Source organism: Streptomyces sp. NPDC003379 (genome assembly GCF_053589195.1).
On sequence record NZ_JBSFRK010000002.1, the window covers coordinates 1 to 14,970 of the forward strand.

Consider the following 14,970-nt stretch of genomic DNA (forward strand, 5'->3'; position numbering starts at 1 on the left):
GGGGGCGGTCTGGGGCCCCGGCCGGGCGGGGGGGGCGGGGCGCCCCCCCCCCCGCCCCCGCCGCCGTCCCACCAGCCACAGACGCGCCAGAAGTAGTACGAAAGAGCCATGACCGAAGTCTCCGAAGTCGAACTCGCCGTCGGCGGAATGACCTGCGCCTCCTGCTCGTCCCGCATCGAGAAGAAGCTGAACCGCCTGGAGGGCGTGACCGCCACGGTCAACCTCGCCACGGAGAAGGCCAAGGTCACATACGCCGACGGAGTCGAGGTCCCCCAGCTGATCGCCCTGGTCGAGAAGCTGGGCTACACCGCCGAGGAGATCGTCCCCCCGCCACCGGAGCCCGAGACCGGCCCCGGCCCCGGCCCCGCCCCCGTGCCGACCACCGCGGACATCACCGAGCCCGACATCCTGCGGCAGCGCCTGACCGTCTCCGCCCTCCTGTCCCTGCCCGTCGTGCTGCTCGCGATGGTTCCCGTCCTGCAGTTCGACAACTGGCAGTGGCTCTCGCTGACGCTCGCCGCGCCCGTCGTCGTCTGGGGCGGTCTGCCCTTCCACCGGGCGGCGTTCACCAATCTCCGGCACGGCGCCGCGACCATGGACACACTCGTCTCGGTCGGCACGCTCGCCGCGTTCGGCTGGTCGCTGTGGGCGCTGTTCTTCGGGGACGCGGGGATGCCCGGGATGCGGCACGGCTTCGACTTCACCGCCTCGCCCGGGGCGGGCGCCTCGACGATCTATCTCGAAGTGGCGTCGGGCGTCATCACGTTCATCCTGCTCGGGCGCTGGCTGGAGGCCCGCTCCAAGCGGCGGGCCGGCTCGGCCCTGCGCGCCCTGCTCGAACTGGGCGCCAAGGACGTCACCGTGGTCCGCGACGGCACGGAGGAACGGATTCCGGTCGGCCGGCTGGCCGTCGGCGACCGTTTCGTCGTACGGCCCGGCGAGACCGTCGCGACCGACGGCGCCGTCGTCGAGGGCGCGTCCGCCGTCGACGCCTCGATGCTGACCGGCGAGTCCGTGCCGGTGGACGTGGGCGTGGGCGACGCCGTCACCGGCGCCACGGTGAACGCCTCGGGCCGTCTCGTCGTACGGGCCACCCGCGTCGGCTCCGACACCCAACTGGCGCGCATGGCGCGGCTCGTCGAGGACGCGCAGACCGGCAAGGCGCGGGTGCAGCGCCTCGCCGACCGGATCGCCGGGGTCTTCGTGCCGGTGGTCCTGCTCATCGCCGTCGGCACGCTCGGCGGCTGGCTGGGCGTGACGGGCGATGCGACCGCCGCGTTCACCGCCGCCGTCGCCGTCCTGATCATCGCCTGCCCGTGCGCGCTCGGCCTGGCCACGCCCACGGCCCTGATGGTCGGCACGGGACGCGGCGCCCAGCTCGGCATCCTCATCAAGGGCCCCGAGGTCCTGGAGTCCACGCGCCGCGTCGACACGGTCGTCCTGGACAAGACGGGGACGGTGACCACGGGCCGCATGGAGCTGGCGGAGGTCCGCGCCGCCGGGGACACCGACGAGAAGCAGCTGCTGCGCCTCGCGGGCGCCCTGGAGCACGCCTCCGAGCACCCGGTCGCCCGGGCCGTCGCGGCGGGCGCCGCCGACCTGCTGGGCACCGCCATCGGGGAGCTGCCCGCGCCGGAGCGGTTCGAGAACGTCGCCGGGCTCGGGGTGCGCGGCACAGTGGACGGGCACGAGGTGCTCGCCGGGCGCGAGCGGCTCCTCGCGGACGCGGGCGTCACCGGCCTGGACGCGCTGACCGCACTGAAGGACGAGGCGGAGGCGTCGGGACGTACGGCCGTGCTGGTCGCCTGGGACGGCGCCGCGCGCGGCGTGCTGACGGTCGCCGACGCCCTCAAGGAGACCAGCGCCCAGGCGGTGCGCGAGCTGCGCGCGCTCGGCCTGACGCCGGTGCTGCTCACCGGCGACAACGAGGCCGTCGCCCGGGCGGTGGCGGACGCGGTGGGCATCCCGTCCGACGCCGTCCACGCGGAGGTCCTGCCGCAGGACAAGGTCGATGTCGTACGACGGTTGCGGGCAGAGGGCCGGGTCGTGGCGATGGTGGGGGACGGGGTGAACGACGCGGCGGCGCTCGCGACCGCCGATCTCGGCCTCGCGATGGGCACGGGCACGGACGCGGCGATCGAGGCGAGCGACCTGACGCTGGTGCGCGGGGACTTGCGGGTCGCGGCCGACGCCATCAGGCTCTCCCGCAAGACACTCGCCACCATCAAGGGCAATCTGTTCTGGGCCTTCGGCTACAACGTCGCCGCACTGCCGCTCGCCGCGGCGGGGCTTCTGAACCCGATGATCGCGGGCGCCGCGATGGCGTTCTCGTCGGTGTTCGTGGTCACGAACAGCCTGCGGCTGCGGACGTTCACATAACCCCTTCACATGTCCGTCTCAGCATCCTCACGGACCTCTCCGGATCCCCATTTCGGGGCCCTTGCGTATGTACAGGACATATGCAAGAGACGCAGATCACAGTGATCCGAACGTAACCATCTAGGGGGGTCGCGAGTCTAATGGGACGATGCCAGAAGACGTCTTGGGGGACGTCGTCTGACATCAGGGGACATCTTGGGGGATGTTTCCTGGAATTGCGTTGCCGGGGCACGTGCACCGGGGAGCTTTGAGCGGCCCTCCCGTGCGTACGCGTCCCGGCAGACCGCAGGGCAACCAAGACGCCCGGCCGGATCCCGTGGGGGGAATCCGCACCGGGAAAAAGGGAAGCGCCCCGACCGTCGACCCGTGGGGGGATCGGCGGCGGGGCGCTTTCCGCTTGAGTGGGGGTCAGCGACCCTCGACCGGGACGAAGTCCCGCAGAACCTCACCGGTGTAGATCTGCCGAGGACGACCGATACGGGACCCCGGCTCCTTGATCATCTCGTGCCACTGGGCGATCCAGCCCGGAAGACGCCCCAGCGCGAACAGCACGGTGAACATCTCCGTCGGGAAGCCCATGGCCCGGTAGATGAGACCCGTGTAGAAGTCCACGTTCGGGTAGAGCTTCCGCTCGACGAAGTAGTCGTCGGCCAGCGCGTGCTCTTCGAGCTTCAGCGCGATGTCGAGCAGCTCGTCGGACTTGCCGAGCGCCGAGAGGACGTCGTGCGCCGCCGCCTTGATGATCTTCGCCCGGGGGTCGAAGTTCTTGTAGACGCGGTGCCCGAAGCCCATGAGCTTCACGCCGTCTTCCTTGTTCTTCACCTTGCGGATGAAGGTGTCGACGTCGCCGCCGGAGGCCTGGATGCCTTCGAGCATCTCCAGGACCGACTGGTTGGCGCCGCCGTGCAGCGGGCCCCACAGGGCCGAGATGCCGGCCGAGATCGAGGCGAACATGTTCGCCTGCGAGGAGCCGACCAGACGCACGGTGGACGTCGAACAGTTCTGCTCGTGGTCCGCGTGCAGGATCAGGAGCTTGTCGAGCGCGGCGACGACGACCGGGTCCAGCTCGTACTCGGCGGCGGGCACCGAGAACGTCATGCGCAGGAAGTTCTCGACGTAGCCGAGGTCGTTGCGCGGGTAGACGACCGGGTGGCCCTGCGACTTCTTGTACGCGTAGGCGGCGATCGTCGGAAGCTTGGCGAGAAGGCGGATCGTCGACAGGTGACGCTGCTTCTCGTCGAACGGGTTGTGGCTGTCCTGGTAGAACGTGGACAGCGCGCTCACCACGGACGACAGCATGGCCATCGGGTGGGCGTCACGCGGGAAGCCGTCGTAGAACCGCTTGACGTCCTCGTGCAGCAGCGTGTGCTGCGTGATCTCGTTCTTGAAGGTCGCGAGCTCGTCGACCTTCGGCAGCTCGCCGTTGATCAGCAGGTACGCCACCTCGGTGAAGGTGGAGCGCTCGGCCAGCTGCTCGATCGGGTAGCCGCGGTACCGGAGAATGCCCTGCTCGCCGTCGAGATAGGTGATGGCGGATTTATAGGCGGCGGTATTGCCATAGCCGCTGTCCAGGGTCACCAGACCGGTCTGGGAGCGGAGCTTCCCGATGTCGAAGCCCTTGTCGCCGACGGTCGAATCGATCACCGGGTAGGTGTACTCGCCATCGCCGTACCGCAGTACTACAGAGTTGTCGCTCACGTCATCCCTCACCGACGTTGTGCCTCTTCTTCGAGGTGCCCTGACTGTCTCTACCATCCCCCATTTGGCCCTGGAGAGTGCACTCGGGGTCGACCATTGGGCCTATTGGCGGCACTCAGTGCCGCCAACCTGCTCATCCTGCCCCCTTCGCCCCGGTTCCGGAAGTGCTGTGTGACGTTTCCGACTCGTTTGATCGATCAAAACGTCGAGGACCCTCTCCGCGGCGCCCCGAGAGCCTGAAATCAAGCGCTGTGCAGCGCCTGCCCGCGGAGACCGTGCGTACAGCCTGGCCCAGAGCCTTGCGCGAACCGACGAGGACCACCAGCTTCTTGGCGCGTGTCACGGCGGTGTAGAGCAAGTTGCGCTGCAGCATCATCCAGGCGCCGGTGGTGACCGGGATCACCACGGCTGGATACTCGCTGCCCTGGGAGCGGTGGATCGTCACGGCGTACGCGTGGGCCAGCTCGTCCAGTTCGTCGAAGTCGTACGGAATCTCCTCGTCCTCGTCGGTCAGGACGGTGAGCCGCTGCTCGTCGAGGTCGAGGGCGGTGACGACACCGACCGTGCCGTTGAAGACGCCGTTCTCCCCCTTCTCGTAGTTGTTGCGGATCTGGGTGACCTTGTCGCCGACGCGGAAGACCCGCCCGCCGAACCGCTTCTCGGGCAGGTCGGGGCGGGCGGGCGTGATGGCCTGCTGGAGGAGTCCGTTGAGGTTTCCGGCGCCCGCGGGGCCGCGGTGCATGGGGGCGAGGACCTGCACGTCGCGGCGCGGGTCGAGGCCGAACTTGCGGGGAATGCGGTGGGCCGCGACGTCCACGGTGACGCGGCCCGCGTCCTCCGTCTCCTCCTCGACGAAGAGGAAGAAGTCCTTCATGCCCTGGGTGAGGGGCGGTACACCGGAGTTGATGCGGTGGGCGTTGGTGACCACGCCCGACTCCTGGGCCTGCCGGAAGATGCGGGTCAGGCGGACCGCGGGGATCGGGCTGTCGTCACTGAGCATGTCCCGGAGCACCTCGCCCGCGCCGACGCTGGGCAGCTGGTCGACGTCGCCGACGAAGAGCAGATGGGCGCCGGGCGGGACGGCCTTGACCAGTTTGTTGGCGAGGAGCAGGTCGAGCATCGAGGCCTCGTCGACCACGATAAGGTCGGCGTCGAGCGGCCGCTCCTTGTCGTACGCCGCGTCGCCCCCCGGCCGCAGTTCGAGCAGGCGGTGCACCGTGGAGGCCTCCGCGCCGGTCAGTTCGGCCAGGCGCTTGGCGGCGCGTCCGGTGGGGGCGGCGAGGACGACCTTGGCCTTCTTGGCGCGGGCCAGCTCGACGATGGAGCGGACCGTGAAGGACTTGCCGCAGCCGGGACCGCCGGTCAGGACGGCGACCTTCCGGGTCAGCGCGAGACGGACCGCCGCTTCCTGCTCGACGGCGAGCTGGGCGCCCGTGCGGTCCGCGAGCCAGGCGAGGGCCTTGTCCCAGGCGACGTCCCGGAAGCCGGGCATGCGGTCGTCCGGAGTCTTCAGAAGGCGCAACAGCTGGGCAGCCAGGGACAGTTCCGCCCGGTGGAAGGGCACGAGATAGACGGCGGTGATGTCGTCACCGCCGTCCGGGTCGGGGAGGGCTTCGCGGACGACTCCCTCCTCCTCCCCGGCCAGCTCGCCGAGGCAGTCGATGACCAGGCCCGTGTCGACCTGGAGCAGCTTCACCGCGTCGGTGATGAGGCGCTCCTCGGGCAGATAGCAGTTGCCCTGGTCGGTGGATTGCGAAAGGGCGTACTGAAGACCGGCCTTGACGCGCTCCGGGCTGTCGTGCGGGATGCCGACGGCCTGGGCGATGCGGTCGGCGGTGAGGAAGCCGATGCCCCAGACGTCGGCGGCGAGGCGATACGGCTCGTTCTTGACTATGGAGATCGACGCGTCGCCGTACTTCTTGTAGATGCGCACGGCGATGGAGGTGGAGACGCCGACGCCTTGGAGGAAGACCATGACTTCCTTGATGGCCTTCTGCTCCTCCCAGGCGGCGGCGATCATCTTGGTCCGCTTGGGGCCGAGGCCGGGCACTTCCACCAGTCGCTTCGGCTCGGTCTCGATGACGTCGAGGGTGTCGACGCCGAAGTGCGTGGTGATCCGGTCGGCCATCACGGGGCCGATGCCCTTGATGAGGCCGGAGCCGAGATAGCGGCGGATGCCCTGGATGGTGGCGGGGAGCACCGTCGTGTAGTTCTCGACGGTGAACTGCTTGCCGTACTGCGGGTGGGAGCCCCAGCGGCCCTGCATCCGCAGGCTCTCGCCGACCTGGGCGCCGAGCAGCGAGCCGACGACGGTGAGCAGGTCACCGGCGCCGCGGCCGGTGTCGACACGCGCGACCGTGTAACCGGTCTCTTCATTGGCGTACGTGATGCGCTCAAGGACGCCCTCAAGCACCGCCATCGCTGCAACTGGACTGGACATGATCCGACGCTACCGCCCGGCACCGACAGCGCGGGCGGCCTGTGGACAACTACGGGCCCTGTGGAAACTCGAAGAGGCCCGGTCCGTCGACCGGGCCCCTTCCATCCCTCCCCTTTTGTCAGTAACCCCGCGATTCCCCCCGGAATCCCCCCAGATTTCCCCCTCGGGAAGTCCTGACGTCAAGTACGACACGCATGGTGGCCGAAGGGTTGCACGGCGTGGCACACAAAATTAATCGGCTGCCCGTCAGCCGGAGCCACGCGTCACGCTCACGCGTGTGTGCGGAAGGCCTCCGCCGTCTCCCGCAGCAGCTCTCCCCCGTCCCGCGCCCACAGTGCCTCGTTGAAGATCTCGACCTCGATCGGACCGTCGTACCCGGCGGCCTCGACGAGCGCGCGGAAGGCCCTGAAGTCGACACTCCCGTCGCCCAGTTGCCCACGCCCCAGCAGCACACCCGCGGGCAGCGGAGTGATCCAGTCCGCCAGCTGGAAGGCGTGCAGACGGCCGCCCGCCCCCGCCCGCGCGATCTGCGCGGGCGCCTGGTCGTCCCACCAGATGTGGTACGTGTCCACCACCACGCCCACCTGGTCCGCGGGGAAGCGTTCCGCGAGGTCGAGTGCCTGGCTCAGCGTGGAGACCACGCAGCGGTCCGCGGCGAACATCGGGTGCAGCGGTTCGATGGCCAGGCGTACGCCCCACTCCTCGGCGTAGGGCCCGAGGACCGCGAGGGCCTCCGCGACGCGCTCCCGTGCCCCGGCGAGGTCACGGCTGCCGGGCGGCAGGCCGCCCGAGACCAGGACCAGCGTGTCCGTGCCGAGCGTCGCCGCCTCGTCGATCGCCGCGCGGTTGTCGTCCAGGGCACGCGCGCGTGCCGTCTCGTCGGGGTCCGTGAAGAAGCCGCCCCGGCACAGGCTCGTGACCGTGAGGCCGCTCTCGCGCATGAGGCGGGCGGCGCGCTCGACCCCGTACTCCTGGACCGGGGCGCGCCACAGGCCGACCGCGGTGATGCCCTCCTTGGCGCATCCTTCGGCGAGTTCGGGCAGCGAGAGCTGCTTGACGGTCTCCTGGTTGATGCTCAGCCGTGACAGCGGGAGTGGGGTGCTCATCGCGGTGCTCATTGCGGTACTCCATGGACGGTCAGCAGCGAGCGCATCCGGGACGCCGCCAGGGACGGGTCGGGGAACAGGCCGAGTGCGTCGGCCAGTTCGTAGGCGCGGGCCAGATGCGGGAGCGAGCGGGCCGACTGGAGGCCGCCCACCATCGTGAAGTGTGTCTGGTGCCCGGCCAGCCAGGCGAGGAGGACCACGCCGGTCTTGTAGTAGCGCGTGGGGTTCTGGAAGAGGTGGCGGGACAGCTCGACGGTGGGGTCGAGGAGGGCGCGGAAGGCCGTCACGTCACCGGTGTCCAGGATGCGCACCGCCTCGGCGGCGAGCGGTCCCAGCGGGTCGAAGACGCCGAGCAGCGCGTGGCTGAAGCCGTGGTCGTCGCCCGCGATCAGCTCGGGGTAGTTGAAGTCGTCGCCGGTGTAGCAGCGCACCCCGTGCGGGAGTCGGCGGCGCAGGGCGATCTCGCGGTCGGCGTCCAGGAGCGACACCTTGATGCCGTCGACCTTGTCGGGGTGGGCGGCGATGACTTCCAGGAAGGTGTCGGTCGCCGCGTCCAGGTCGGCCGAGCCCCAGTAGCCCTCCAGGGCGGGGTCGAACATGGGGCCGAGCCAGTGCAGGATCACCGGCTCGCTCGCCTGGCGCAGGAGGTGGCCGTACGTCTCCAGATAGTCGTCCGGTGAGCCGGCCGCGGCGGCGAGGGCGCGCGACGCCATCAGGATCGCCTGGGCGCCGACCGATTCGACGAGGGCGAGCTGCTCCTCGTAGCCCTCTCTGACCTGCGTCAGGCTCGCGGGCATGGCCAGTTGGTCGGTGCCGACGCCGCACGCGATCCGGCCGCCGGCCGTCCTCGCCTCGGCGGCCGAGCGGCGGATGAGTTCGGCGGCGCGGGTCCAGTCCAGGCCCATGCCGCGCTGGGCGGTGTCCATGGCCTCGGCGACACCCAGGCCGTGCGACCAGAGGTGGCGGCGGAAGGCGAGCGTGGCGTCCCAGTCGACGGCGGCGGGGCCGTCCGGGGAGACGTCCGCGGAGGGGTCGGCGACGACGTGGGCGGCGGAGAAGACGGTGCGCGAGGTGAACGGGGGGCCGTCGGCGGCGACACGGAGGGGCTCGTTCCGTGGGGTGTACGCGCGCGTGCCGCCTCCCTCGGCGGGGAGGAGGACGGTGTCCCCCGGTCGGGCGGCGCTCACAGTTCGATCTCCGGTACATCGAGGCGGCGGCCCTCGGCGGAGGACCTCAGGCCCAGTTCGGCGAGCTGCACACCGCGTGCGCCGGCCAGCAGGTCCCAGTGGTAGGGCGCGTCGGCGTACACGTGCTTGAGGAAAAGCTCCCACTGCGCCTTGAAGCCGTTGTCGAACTCGCCGTTGTCGGGCACCTGCTGCCACTGGTCGCGGAAGGAGTGGGTGGCGGGCAGATCGGGGTTCCACACCGGCTTGGGTGTCGCGCTGCGGTGCTGTACGCGGCAGTCGCGCAGCCCCGCGACCGCCGACCCCTCCGTGCCGTCGACCTGGAACTCCACCAGCTCGTCGCGGTTGACGCGCACCGCCCAGGAGGAGTTGATCTGCGCGATCACGCCGCTGTCCAGCTCGAAGACGCCGTACGCGGCGTCGTCGGCGGTGGCGTCGTAGGGCTTGTCGCGCTCGTCCCAGCGCTGCGGGACGTGGGTGGCGGTCAGGGCCTGGATGGTGCGTACGCGGCCGAACAGCTCGTGCAGGACGTACTCCCAGTGCGGGAACATGTCGACGACGATGCCGCCGCCGTCCTCGGCGCGGTAGTTCCAGGAGGGGCGCTGGGCGGGCTGCCAGTCGCCCTCGAAGACCCAGTAGCCGAACTCGCCGCGGACCGAGAGGATCCGGCCGAAGAAGCCGCCGTCGATGAGCCGCTTCAGCTTGAGCAGGCCCGGCAGAAACAGCTTGTCCTGGACGACGCCGTGCTTGACGCCGGCGTCCCTGGCCAGGCGGGCGAGGCCGAGGGCGGCGTCCAGGCCGGTGGCGGTCGGCTTCTCGGTGTAGATGTGCTTGCCCGCGGCGATGGCCTTCTTGAGGGCGTCCTCGCGGGCCGAGGTGACCTGCGCGTCGAAGTAGATGTCGACGGTGGGGTCGGCGAGGACCTCGTCGAGGTCGGTCGAGAAGTGCTCCAGGCCGTGCTGTTCGGCGAGCGCGCGCAGCGCGTGTTCCCTGCGGCCCACCAGGACCGGCTCGGGCCACAGCGCGGTGCCGTCGCCGAGGTCGAGGCCGCCCTGTTCGCGGAGGGCGAGGATCGAGCGGACGAGGTGCTGGCGGTGGCCCATGCGTCCGGTGACGCCGTTCATGGCGATGCGCACCGTCTTGCGTGTCACGAGAGTCCCTCCGTAAGAACGTAGCAAGCGCTTTCTATCGCTGAAGAAGCTAGCCTGCCGCACAAGGTTCGGACAAGGGCTTCGGACTTTCGGGCCAGCGCAGTGACCGGAGGACGACGAGATGACCGTGACCCTGGCGGATGTGGCGGCACGCGCGCGGGTCTCCCCCGCCACCGTCTCCCGCGTGCTGAACGGCAATTACCCGGTCGCGACCGCCACCCGCGAGCGGGTCCTGCGGGCCGTGGACGATCTCGACTACGTCCTGAACGGCCCCGCCAGCTCGCTCGCCGCGGCCACCTCCGACCTGGTCGGCATCCTCGTCAACGACATCGCCGACCCCTTCTTCGGGATCATGGCGGGCGCCGTGCAGTCCGAGATCGGCGGACCCGGCGGGCGCGCGGGCGGCGAGCGGATGGCGGTGGTGTGCAACACCGGCGGCTCTCCGGAGCGCGAACTCACCTACCTCACGCTCCTCCAGCGCCAGCGCGCCGCCGCGGTGGTCCTCACCGGCGGCGCGGTCGAGGACCCCGAGCACGCGGCCGCCATCGCCGGGAAGCTGCGGCGCCTCGCGGAAGCGGGCTCGCGGGTGGTGCTGTGCGGGCGGCCGCCGTCGCCGGAGACCGACGCGGTGGCGCTCACCTTCGACAACCGCGGGGGCGGCCGGCAGCTCACCGAGCACGTGCTCGGCCTCGGCCACCGGCGTGTCGGCTACATCGCGGGCCCGCAGGAGCGGACGACCACGCGGCACCGCCTGGAGGGCCACCGGGCGGCGCTGGCCGCGCACGGTGTCGCCGACGACCCGGCGCTCACCGTGCACGGTCCGTACGACCGCCGCTCCGGCTACGACGCCACGGCCGAACTCCTGCGCCGCGCCCCCGACCTGACGGCCGTCGTCGCCGCCAACGACACGGTGGCGCTCGGCGCCTGCGCGGCGCTGCGGGACAAGGGCCTGCGCATCCCGGACGACGTCTCGGTGGCGGGCTTCGACGACCTGCCGTTCAGCATCGACGCCGTCCCCGCGCTCACGACGGTCCGCCTGCCGCTGCACGAGGCGGGAGCGCGGGCGGGCCGCATCGCCATGGGCAAGGAGGAGCCGCCGCCGGGCGGTGTGGCGACGTTCCACGGGGAGCTGATGGTGCGGGGCTCCACCGGGGGGCCGAGGTAGAGGGCAGAGGCCACGCGCCCAGCCTGCCCAGCACCGCCACGCCCTCGGCGATCCGGGTCGGACAGGGGGGACCTTGACGCCGTGGGCGAGGGCGGCCGTGGCGAGGGCCGTGTCGGAGTCGGCGTACGTGCGCTCGTCGAGGGTGATCAGCAGGTGGAGGCCGGCTGCGGCGCCGTGCACCACCGCTCCCGGCAGGTGCGTACGGATCGCCTCGATCATCGCGTCCCTGCGTCTGCGGTGGTGCTTGCGGATGAGCCGCAGATGGCGTTCCAGGTCGCCGGAGTGGCGTTCGCGGCGCTGGGGGCGCGGTTGGCGTTCCTCTGAGGTCGGCAGCGTGCCGGTACGCGCCGCCGTGCCCGCGGCGTTCCGATGTCGTTGAGAGCAGCGGGAAAAGGAGGCTCATATGGCAGTCATGGTCATGGATGCGCCCAGCGCCTGGGACGTACTGGACGGCGTCACCCTTCCCCGCGGTTACCGCGTCGAGATCACCGAGGGGAAGATCATCATGACGCCGCAAGGCGAGTACCGGTGGAAAGTCGTCCTTGAGGCAGCCCCTCAGATCAAGCAGCAGCTCGCCCCCCACGGCGACATCCTCTCGGACGTCATGATCGACTTTCCGTCCAGCCAGTACGGGTACGCGCCCGACCTGGCGATCATCGCGCCGGGTGCCGAGCGCAACCGCCGCGGCCGCTTCGAGTGGCACAGCCTGGAGGCGGTGCTCGAGGTCGTATCGAAGAGCAGCCGCGACAACGACTTCGCCAAGAAGTTCCGCCTGTACGCGGAGTGCGGCATCCCCGTCTACACGGTGATCGATCCCGAGGCCGGGGCCTGCACGGTCCACCGCCGCCCCACCAGGACGGGGGTCTACGAGGACGAGACGGAGGTCCCGTTCGGCGAGGATCTGGTCCTGCCGCCGACCGGGCGGAAGATCACCGTCAGGACGGACGGTTTTCCCAAGGCCGGCGACCTCGGCTGAGCCACGGCGGGGTTGACCACATCCGCATGGCGCCTAGGGTCGGGGCCATGAAGTTTGCCTTCTCCACCCTTGGGGTGCCCGGTCTGCCCGTACCCGATGTGCTGCGGCTCGCCGTCCAGCACGGCTATCAGGGGGTCGAGCTTCGCGCGCACCCCGAGGAGCCGGTGCACCCGGGGCTCGGGCTGGTCGAGCGCGCCGACGTGGCGGCCGAGTTCAAGGCGGCCGGGGTCGAGATCCTCGGGATCGCGGGGTACGCGCGCGTGGCGGAGCCCGGGGAGGACGGGCCCGTCCTCGATGAGCTGGCCTCCCTTGTCGCGCTCGCGCGTGACCTCGGCGCGCCCTTCGTACGCGTCTTCCCGGGCGGCGGCACCGACCAGAGCGCGGACGAGGCCGACGCGACGGCCGCGAGGCGGCTCGGCACCGCCGCGCGGAGCGCCGCCGACGCCGGCGTACGCATCCTCCTGGAGACCCACGACTCGCACCGCACGGGCGCCGACGCCACCCGCGTCCTCGGCACCGTCGGACACCGCCAGGTCGGCGCCCTGTGGGACGTGATGCACACCTGGCTCGGCGGCGAGTCGCCCACCGACAGCTTCGCCGCGCTCTCCCCCTACCTCGGCTACGTCCAGGTGAAGGACATCGCCTCCGCCGACGACACGACACCACTGGCCCTCGGGACCGGCACGCTGCCGCTCGCCGAGTGCGTGGAGCTGCTCAGCGCGGAGAACTGGATGGGGTGGCTGTGCTGGGAGTACGAGAAGCGGTGGTACGAGGAGGCGGCGCCGCTGGCTCAGCTGCTGGGGCCGGGGCGGGAGTACCTGTCGCGGCTGCTGACCCGCTCCGGCTGACGCCGCCGCCCGCCTTCGGGAGTGAGGTCAGCGCGACGCCGCCCACCAGCAGGGCCGCCGCGCACCACCGCAGGCCGCTCACCGACTCGCCGAGGACCAGGGCGGCCGACGACATCCCGAAGACCGGTACGAGCAGCGAGAACGGGGCGACCGTGGACGCGGGGTGGCGGCGCAGCAGATAGCCCCAGGCGCCGAAGCCGAAGACCGTCGTGATCCAGGCGACGTAGACGATGATGCCCGCGCCCGACCAGTCGAGGGAGCGCAGCGCCGCCAGGTCCCGGGAGGGCCCTTCCCACAGGAGCGAGAGCCCGAGCAGCGGCAGCACCGGGACGGTGCTCACCCACACCATGAAGTTGAGGGAGTCGGACGGGGACGCCTTGCGGGTCAGGACGTTGGACACGCCCCAGCAGGCCGCGGCGCCGATCAGCAGCGCGAAGGCGGCCAGCGGTCCGGTCCCCCCTTCGTCGACGGCGGCGACCGCGATCCCCCCGAGGGCGATCACCATGCCGAGGACCCGTACGCGACCGGGTCGTTCACCGAGCGCCACGAAGGCGAAGAGGGCGGTGAAGACGGCCTGGACCTGGAGCACCAGGGACGACAGTCCGGCGGGCATCCCCGCGTCCATCCCGATGAACAGCAGCCCGAATTTGGCCACCCCGAGGACCAGCCCGACCCCCACGATCCACTTCCACGCCACCTTCGGCCGCCCCACGAAGAAGACGGCGGGCAGCGCGGCCACCAGGAAGCGCAGGGCGGAGAAGAGCAGCGGCGGGAAGTGGTCGAGCCCCACCTCGATCACCACGAAGTTGACGCCCCAGACGGCGGCGACGAGGACGGCCAGACAGACATGAGCAGGTCGCATGCGTCGAGGATCACCCGGCCCGACCGTGTAGGACCAGCGCGGATATCTGCATGGTTGGATGAAGCAACGCTACCGAAATTCCGTGGACCGAAAATGGGGTGGCCCGTGCTCGATCTCGCCCGGCTCCGCGCGCTGCACGCCGTCTCCGTGCACGGCACCGTGGGCGCCGCCGCCACCGCGCTCGGCTACACCCCCTCCGCGGTCTCCCAGCAGATCGCCAAGCTGGAGCGGGAGACCCGTACCACCCTCCTGGAGCGGCGCGGCCGGGGCGTCGCGCTCACCGCGGAGGCGCTCCATCTCGCGGAGACCGCCCAGCAGTTGATGGCCATCGTGGAACGTGCCGAGACGGAGCTGGAGGAGCGGCGAGGGGTGCCGGCGGGGCGGCTCACCATCGCCGCGTTCGCCTCGGCGGCGCGGGGGCTGCTGCCGGGGGCGCTGGCGGACCTCGCCCGTCTGCATCCGGCGCTGGACGCCCGTATGACGGAGATAGACCCGCATCTCTCCATCGACCTGGTCGCCAAGGGCGCGGTGGACGTGGCCGTCGTCCACGACTGGGACATCGCGCCGCTGCCGACGCCGCCGGGCGTCGAGCAGGCGGTCATCGGGGACGACCTCTGCGACCTCGTCGTCCCCGACGGCCACCGGCTGGCGGGGCGTACGTCGGTCCGGCGCGAGGAGCTGAAGGACGAACGCTGGATCACCCAGCCGCCGGGGCTCGTCTGCCACGAGTGGCTCGTCCGTACGCTGCGCGAGGCCGGGTGTGAGCCCGATATCGCTCACCAGGCGGAGGAGAACCCCACGTTGGTCGCGCTGGTCGCGGCGGGGCTCGGCATCGCGCTCATCCCTCGCCTCGGGCGCGGGCCCGTTCCGTGCGGTGCGGTCACCGTACGTCTGGATCCTGTGCCGGTGCGGCGGCTCTACGCCCTGTGGCGTACGGGGGCGGCGGGGCGGCCCGCCATCGCGGAGACGGTCCGCGTCCTGCAGTCGCGGTGGGTCGGTTGATCCCTGAGCGGAGACGAGCCCGTACCGAAGGAACGACAGAAACGGGAACCCTTCCAAGAGCGGCAGCGTCCAACCGGCACGCTGCCGCTGAGTCCCCGCATGGCGGTGTCGGCATCGCTGCTGGCTGCGACCGCTGACCACCCTCTCCGCCGCCTGCGG

The 14,970-nt window shown here is 71.0% G+C and carries 10 protein-coding genes and 2 pseudogenes; 5 read left to right on the forward strand and 7 right to left on the reverse strand.

What is annotated here, in order from left to right; translation table 11 throughout:
- The first annotated feature begins 108 nt into the window (after positions 1 to 108).
- Entirely contained in the window at positions 109 to 2,379 is a 2,271-nt protein-coding gene (locus ACWDVB_RS02510) for a heavy metal translocating P-type ATPase (RefSeq protein WP_451520009.1), read from the forward strand.
- 408 nt (positions 2,380 to 2,787) lie between these two features.
- On the opposite strand, the gene ACWDVB_RS02515 is transcribed toward ACWDVB_RS02510, so the two are convergent.
- The 5 genes from ACWDVB_RS02515 to ACWDVB_RS02535 form a co-directional block, all read right to left on the reverse strand.
- A complete protein-coding gene (locus tag ACWDVB_RS02515) occupies positions 2,788 to 4,077 on the reverse strand; it encodes a citrate synthase (protein WP_451515712.1) in 1,290 nt (429 codons plus the stop codon).
- Positions 4,078 to 4,210: 133 nt separating this feature from the next.
- Positions 4,211 to 6,496 (reverse strand): SF1B family DNA helicase RecD2, encoded by a 2,286-nt coding sequence (gene recD2 / locus ACWDVB_RS02520; protein ID WP_451515723.1) that lies wholly within the window; start codon positions 6,494 to 6,496, stop codon positions 4,211 to 4,213.
- Between the two features lie 290 nt (positions 6,497 to 6,786).
- The gene (locus ACWDVB_RS02525; RefSeq protein ID WP_451515711.1) at positions 6,787 to 7,623 is read right to left on the reverse strand and encodes a sugar phosphate isomerase/epimerase family protein; all 837 of its coding nucleotides are present in this window, start codon (positions 7,621 to 7,623) and stop codon (positions 6,787 to 6,789) included.
- 8 nt (positions 7,624 to 7,631) lie between these two features.
- Positions 7,632 to 8,810, reverse strand: coding sequence for a dihydrodipicolinate synthase family protein (locus tag ACWDVB_RS02530; protein ID WP_451515710.1), 1,179 nt, complete (start codon positions 8,808 to 8,810; stop codon positions 7,632 to 7,634).
- Positions 8,807 to 9,958 carry a Gfo/Idh/MocA family protein gene (locus ACWDVB_RS02535; protein WP_451515709.1) on the reverse strand — a complete coding sequence of 384 codons (1,152 nt, stop codon included), beginning with the start codon at positions 9,956 to 9,958 and terminating at the stop codon, positions 8,807 to 8,809. The genes ACWDVB_RS02530 and ACWDVB_RS02535 overlap by 4 nt, the downstream gene beginning before the upstream one ends.
- Before the next feature lie 121 nt (positions 9,959 to 10,079).
- On the opposite strand from ACWDVB_RS02535, the gene ACWDVB_RS02540 reads away from it, so the two are divergent.
- On the forward strand, positions 10,080 to 11,123 hold the full coding sequence (locus ACWDVB_RS02540; RefSeq protein ID WP_451515708.1) for a LacI family DNA-binding transcriptional regulator: 1,044 nt from the start codon (positions 10,080 to 10,082) through the stop codon (positions 11,121 to 11,123).
- Positions 11,124 to 11,168: 45 nt separating this feature from the next.
- Here ACWDVB_RS02540 and ACWDVB_RS02545 read toward each other — a convergent pair.
- Positions 11,169 to 11,405 (reverse strand): annotated as a pseudogene (locus ACWDVB_RS02545) (PLP-dependent aminotransferase family protein); the annotation flags it as partial.
- Between the two features lie 121 nt (positions 11,406 to 11,526).
- Here ACWDVB_RS02545 and ACWDVB_RS02550 point away from each other — a divergent pair.
- Both ACWDVB_RS02550 and ACWDVB_RS02555 read left to right on the forward strand, forming a co-directional pair.
- A complete protein-coding gene (locus tag ACWDVB_RS02550) occupies positions 11,527 to 12,099 on the forward strand; it encodes a Uma2 family endonuclease (RefSeq protein ID WP_451515707.1) in 573 nt (190 codons plus the stop codon).
- Positions 12,100 to 12,146: 47 nt separating this feature from the next.
- A pseudogene (locus ACWDVB_RS02555) lies at positions 12,147 to 12,824 on the forward strand (sugar phosphate isomerase/epimerase family protein); the annotation flags it as partial.
- Here ACWDVB_RS02555 and ACWDVB_RS02560 read toward each other — a convergent pair.
- Positions 12,814 to 13,809 carry an EamA family transporter gene (locus tag ACWDVB_RS02560; protein WP_451515706.1) on the reverse strand — a complete coding sequence of 332 codons (996 nt, stop codon included), beginning with the start codon at positions 13,807 to 13,809 and terminating at the stop codon, positions 12,814 to 12,816. The pseudogene ACWDVB_RS02555 and the gene ACWDVB_RS02560 overlap by 11 nt on opposite strands.
- A 105-nt stretch (positions 13,810 to 13,914) precedes the next feature.
- Here ACWDVB_RS02560 and ACWDVB_RS02565 point away from each other — a divergent pair, with 105 nt between their 5' ends.
- Positions 13,915 to 14,811 carry a LysR family transcriptional regulator gene (locus ACWDVB_RS02565; RefSeq protein WP_451515705.1) on the forward strand — a complete coding sequence of 299 codons (897 nt, stop codon included), beginning with the start codon at positions 13,915 to 13,917 and terminating at the stop codon, positions 14,809 to 14,811.
- The last annotated feature ends 159 nt before the right edge of the window (positions 14,812 to 14,970 follow it).

Bases quoted from the DNA above. Each gene is read 5' to 3' on its own strand.
- ACWDVB_RS02510 (WP_451520009.1), top strand. From the start codon at position 109: ATGACCGAAGTCTCCGAAGTCGAACTCGCCGTCGGCGGAATGACCTGC.
- recD2 (WP_451515723.1), bottom strand. From the start codon at position 6,496: ATGGCGGTGCTTGAGGGCGTCCTTGAGCGCATCACGTACGCCAATGAA.
- ACWDVB_RS02525 (WP_451515711.1), bottom strand. From the start codon at position 7,623: ATGAGCACCCCACTCCCGCTGTCACGGCTGAGCATCAACCAGGAGACC.
- ACWDVB_RS02540 (WP_451515708.1), top strand. From the start codon at position 10,080: ATGACCGTGACCCTGGCGGATGTGGCGGCACGCGCGCGGGTCTCCCCC.
- ACWDVB_RS02550 (WP_451515707.1), top strand. From the start codon at position 11,527: ATGGCAGTCATGGTCATGGATGCGCCCAGCGCCTGGGACGTACTGGAC.
- ACWDVB_RS02560 (WP_451515706.1), bottom strand. From the start codon at position 13,809: ATGCGACCTGCTCATGTCTGTCTGGCCGTCCTCGTCGCCGCCGTCTGG.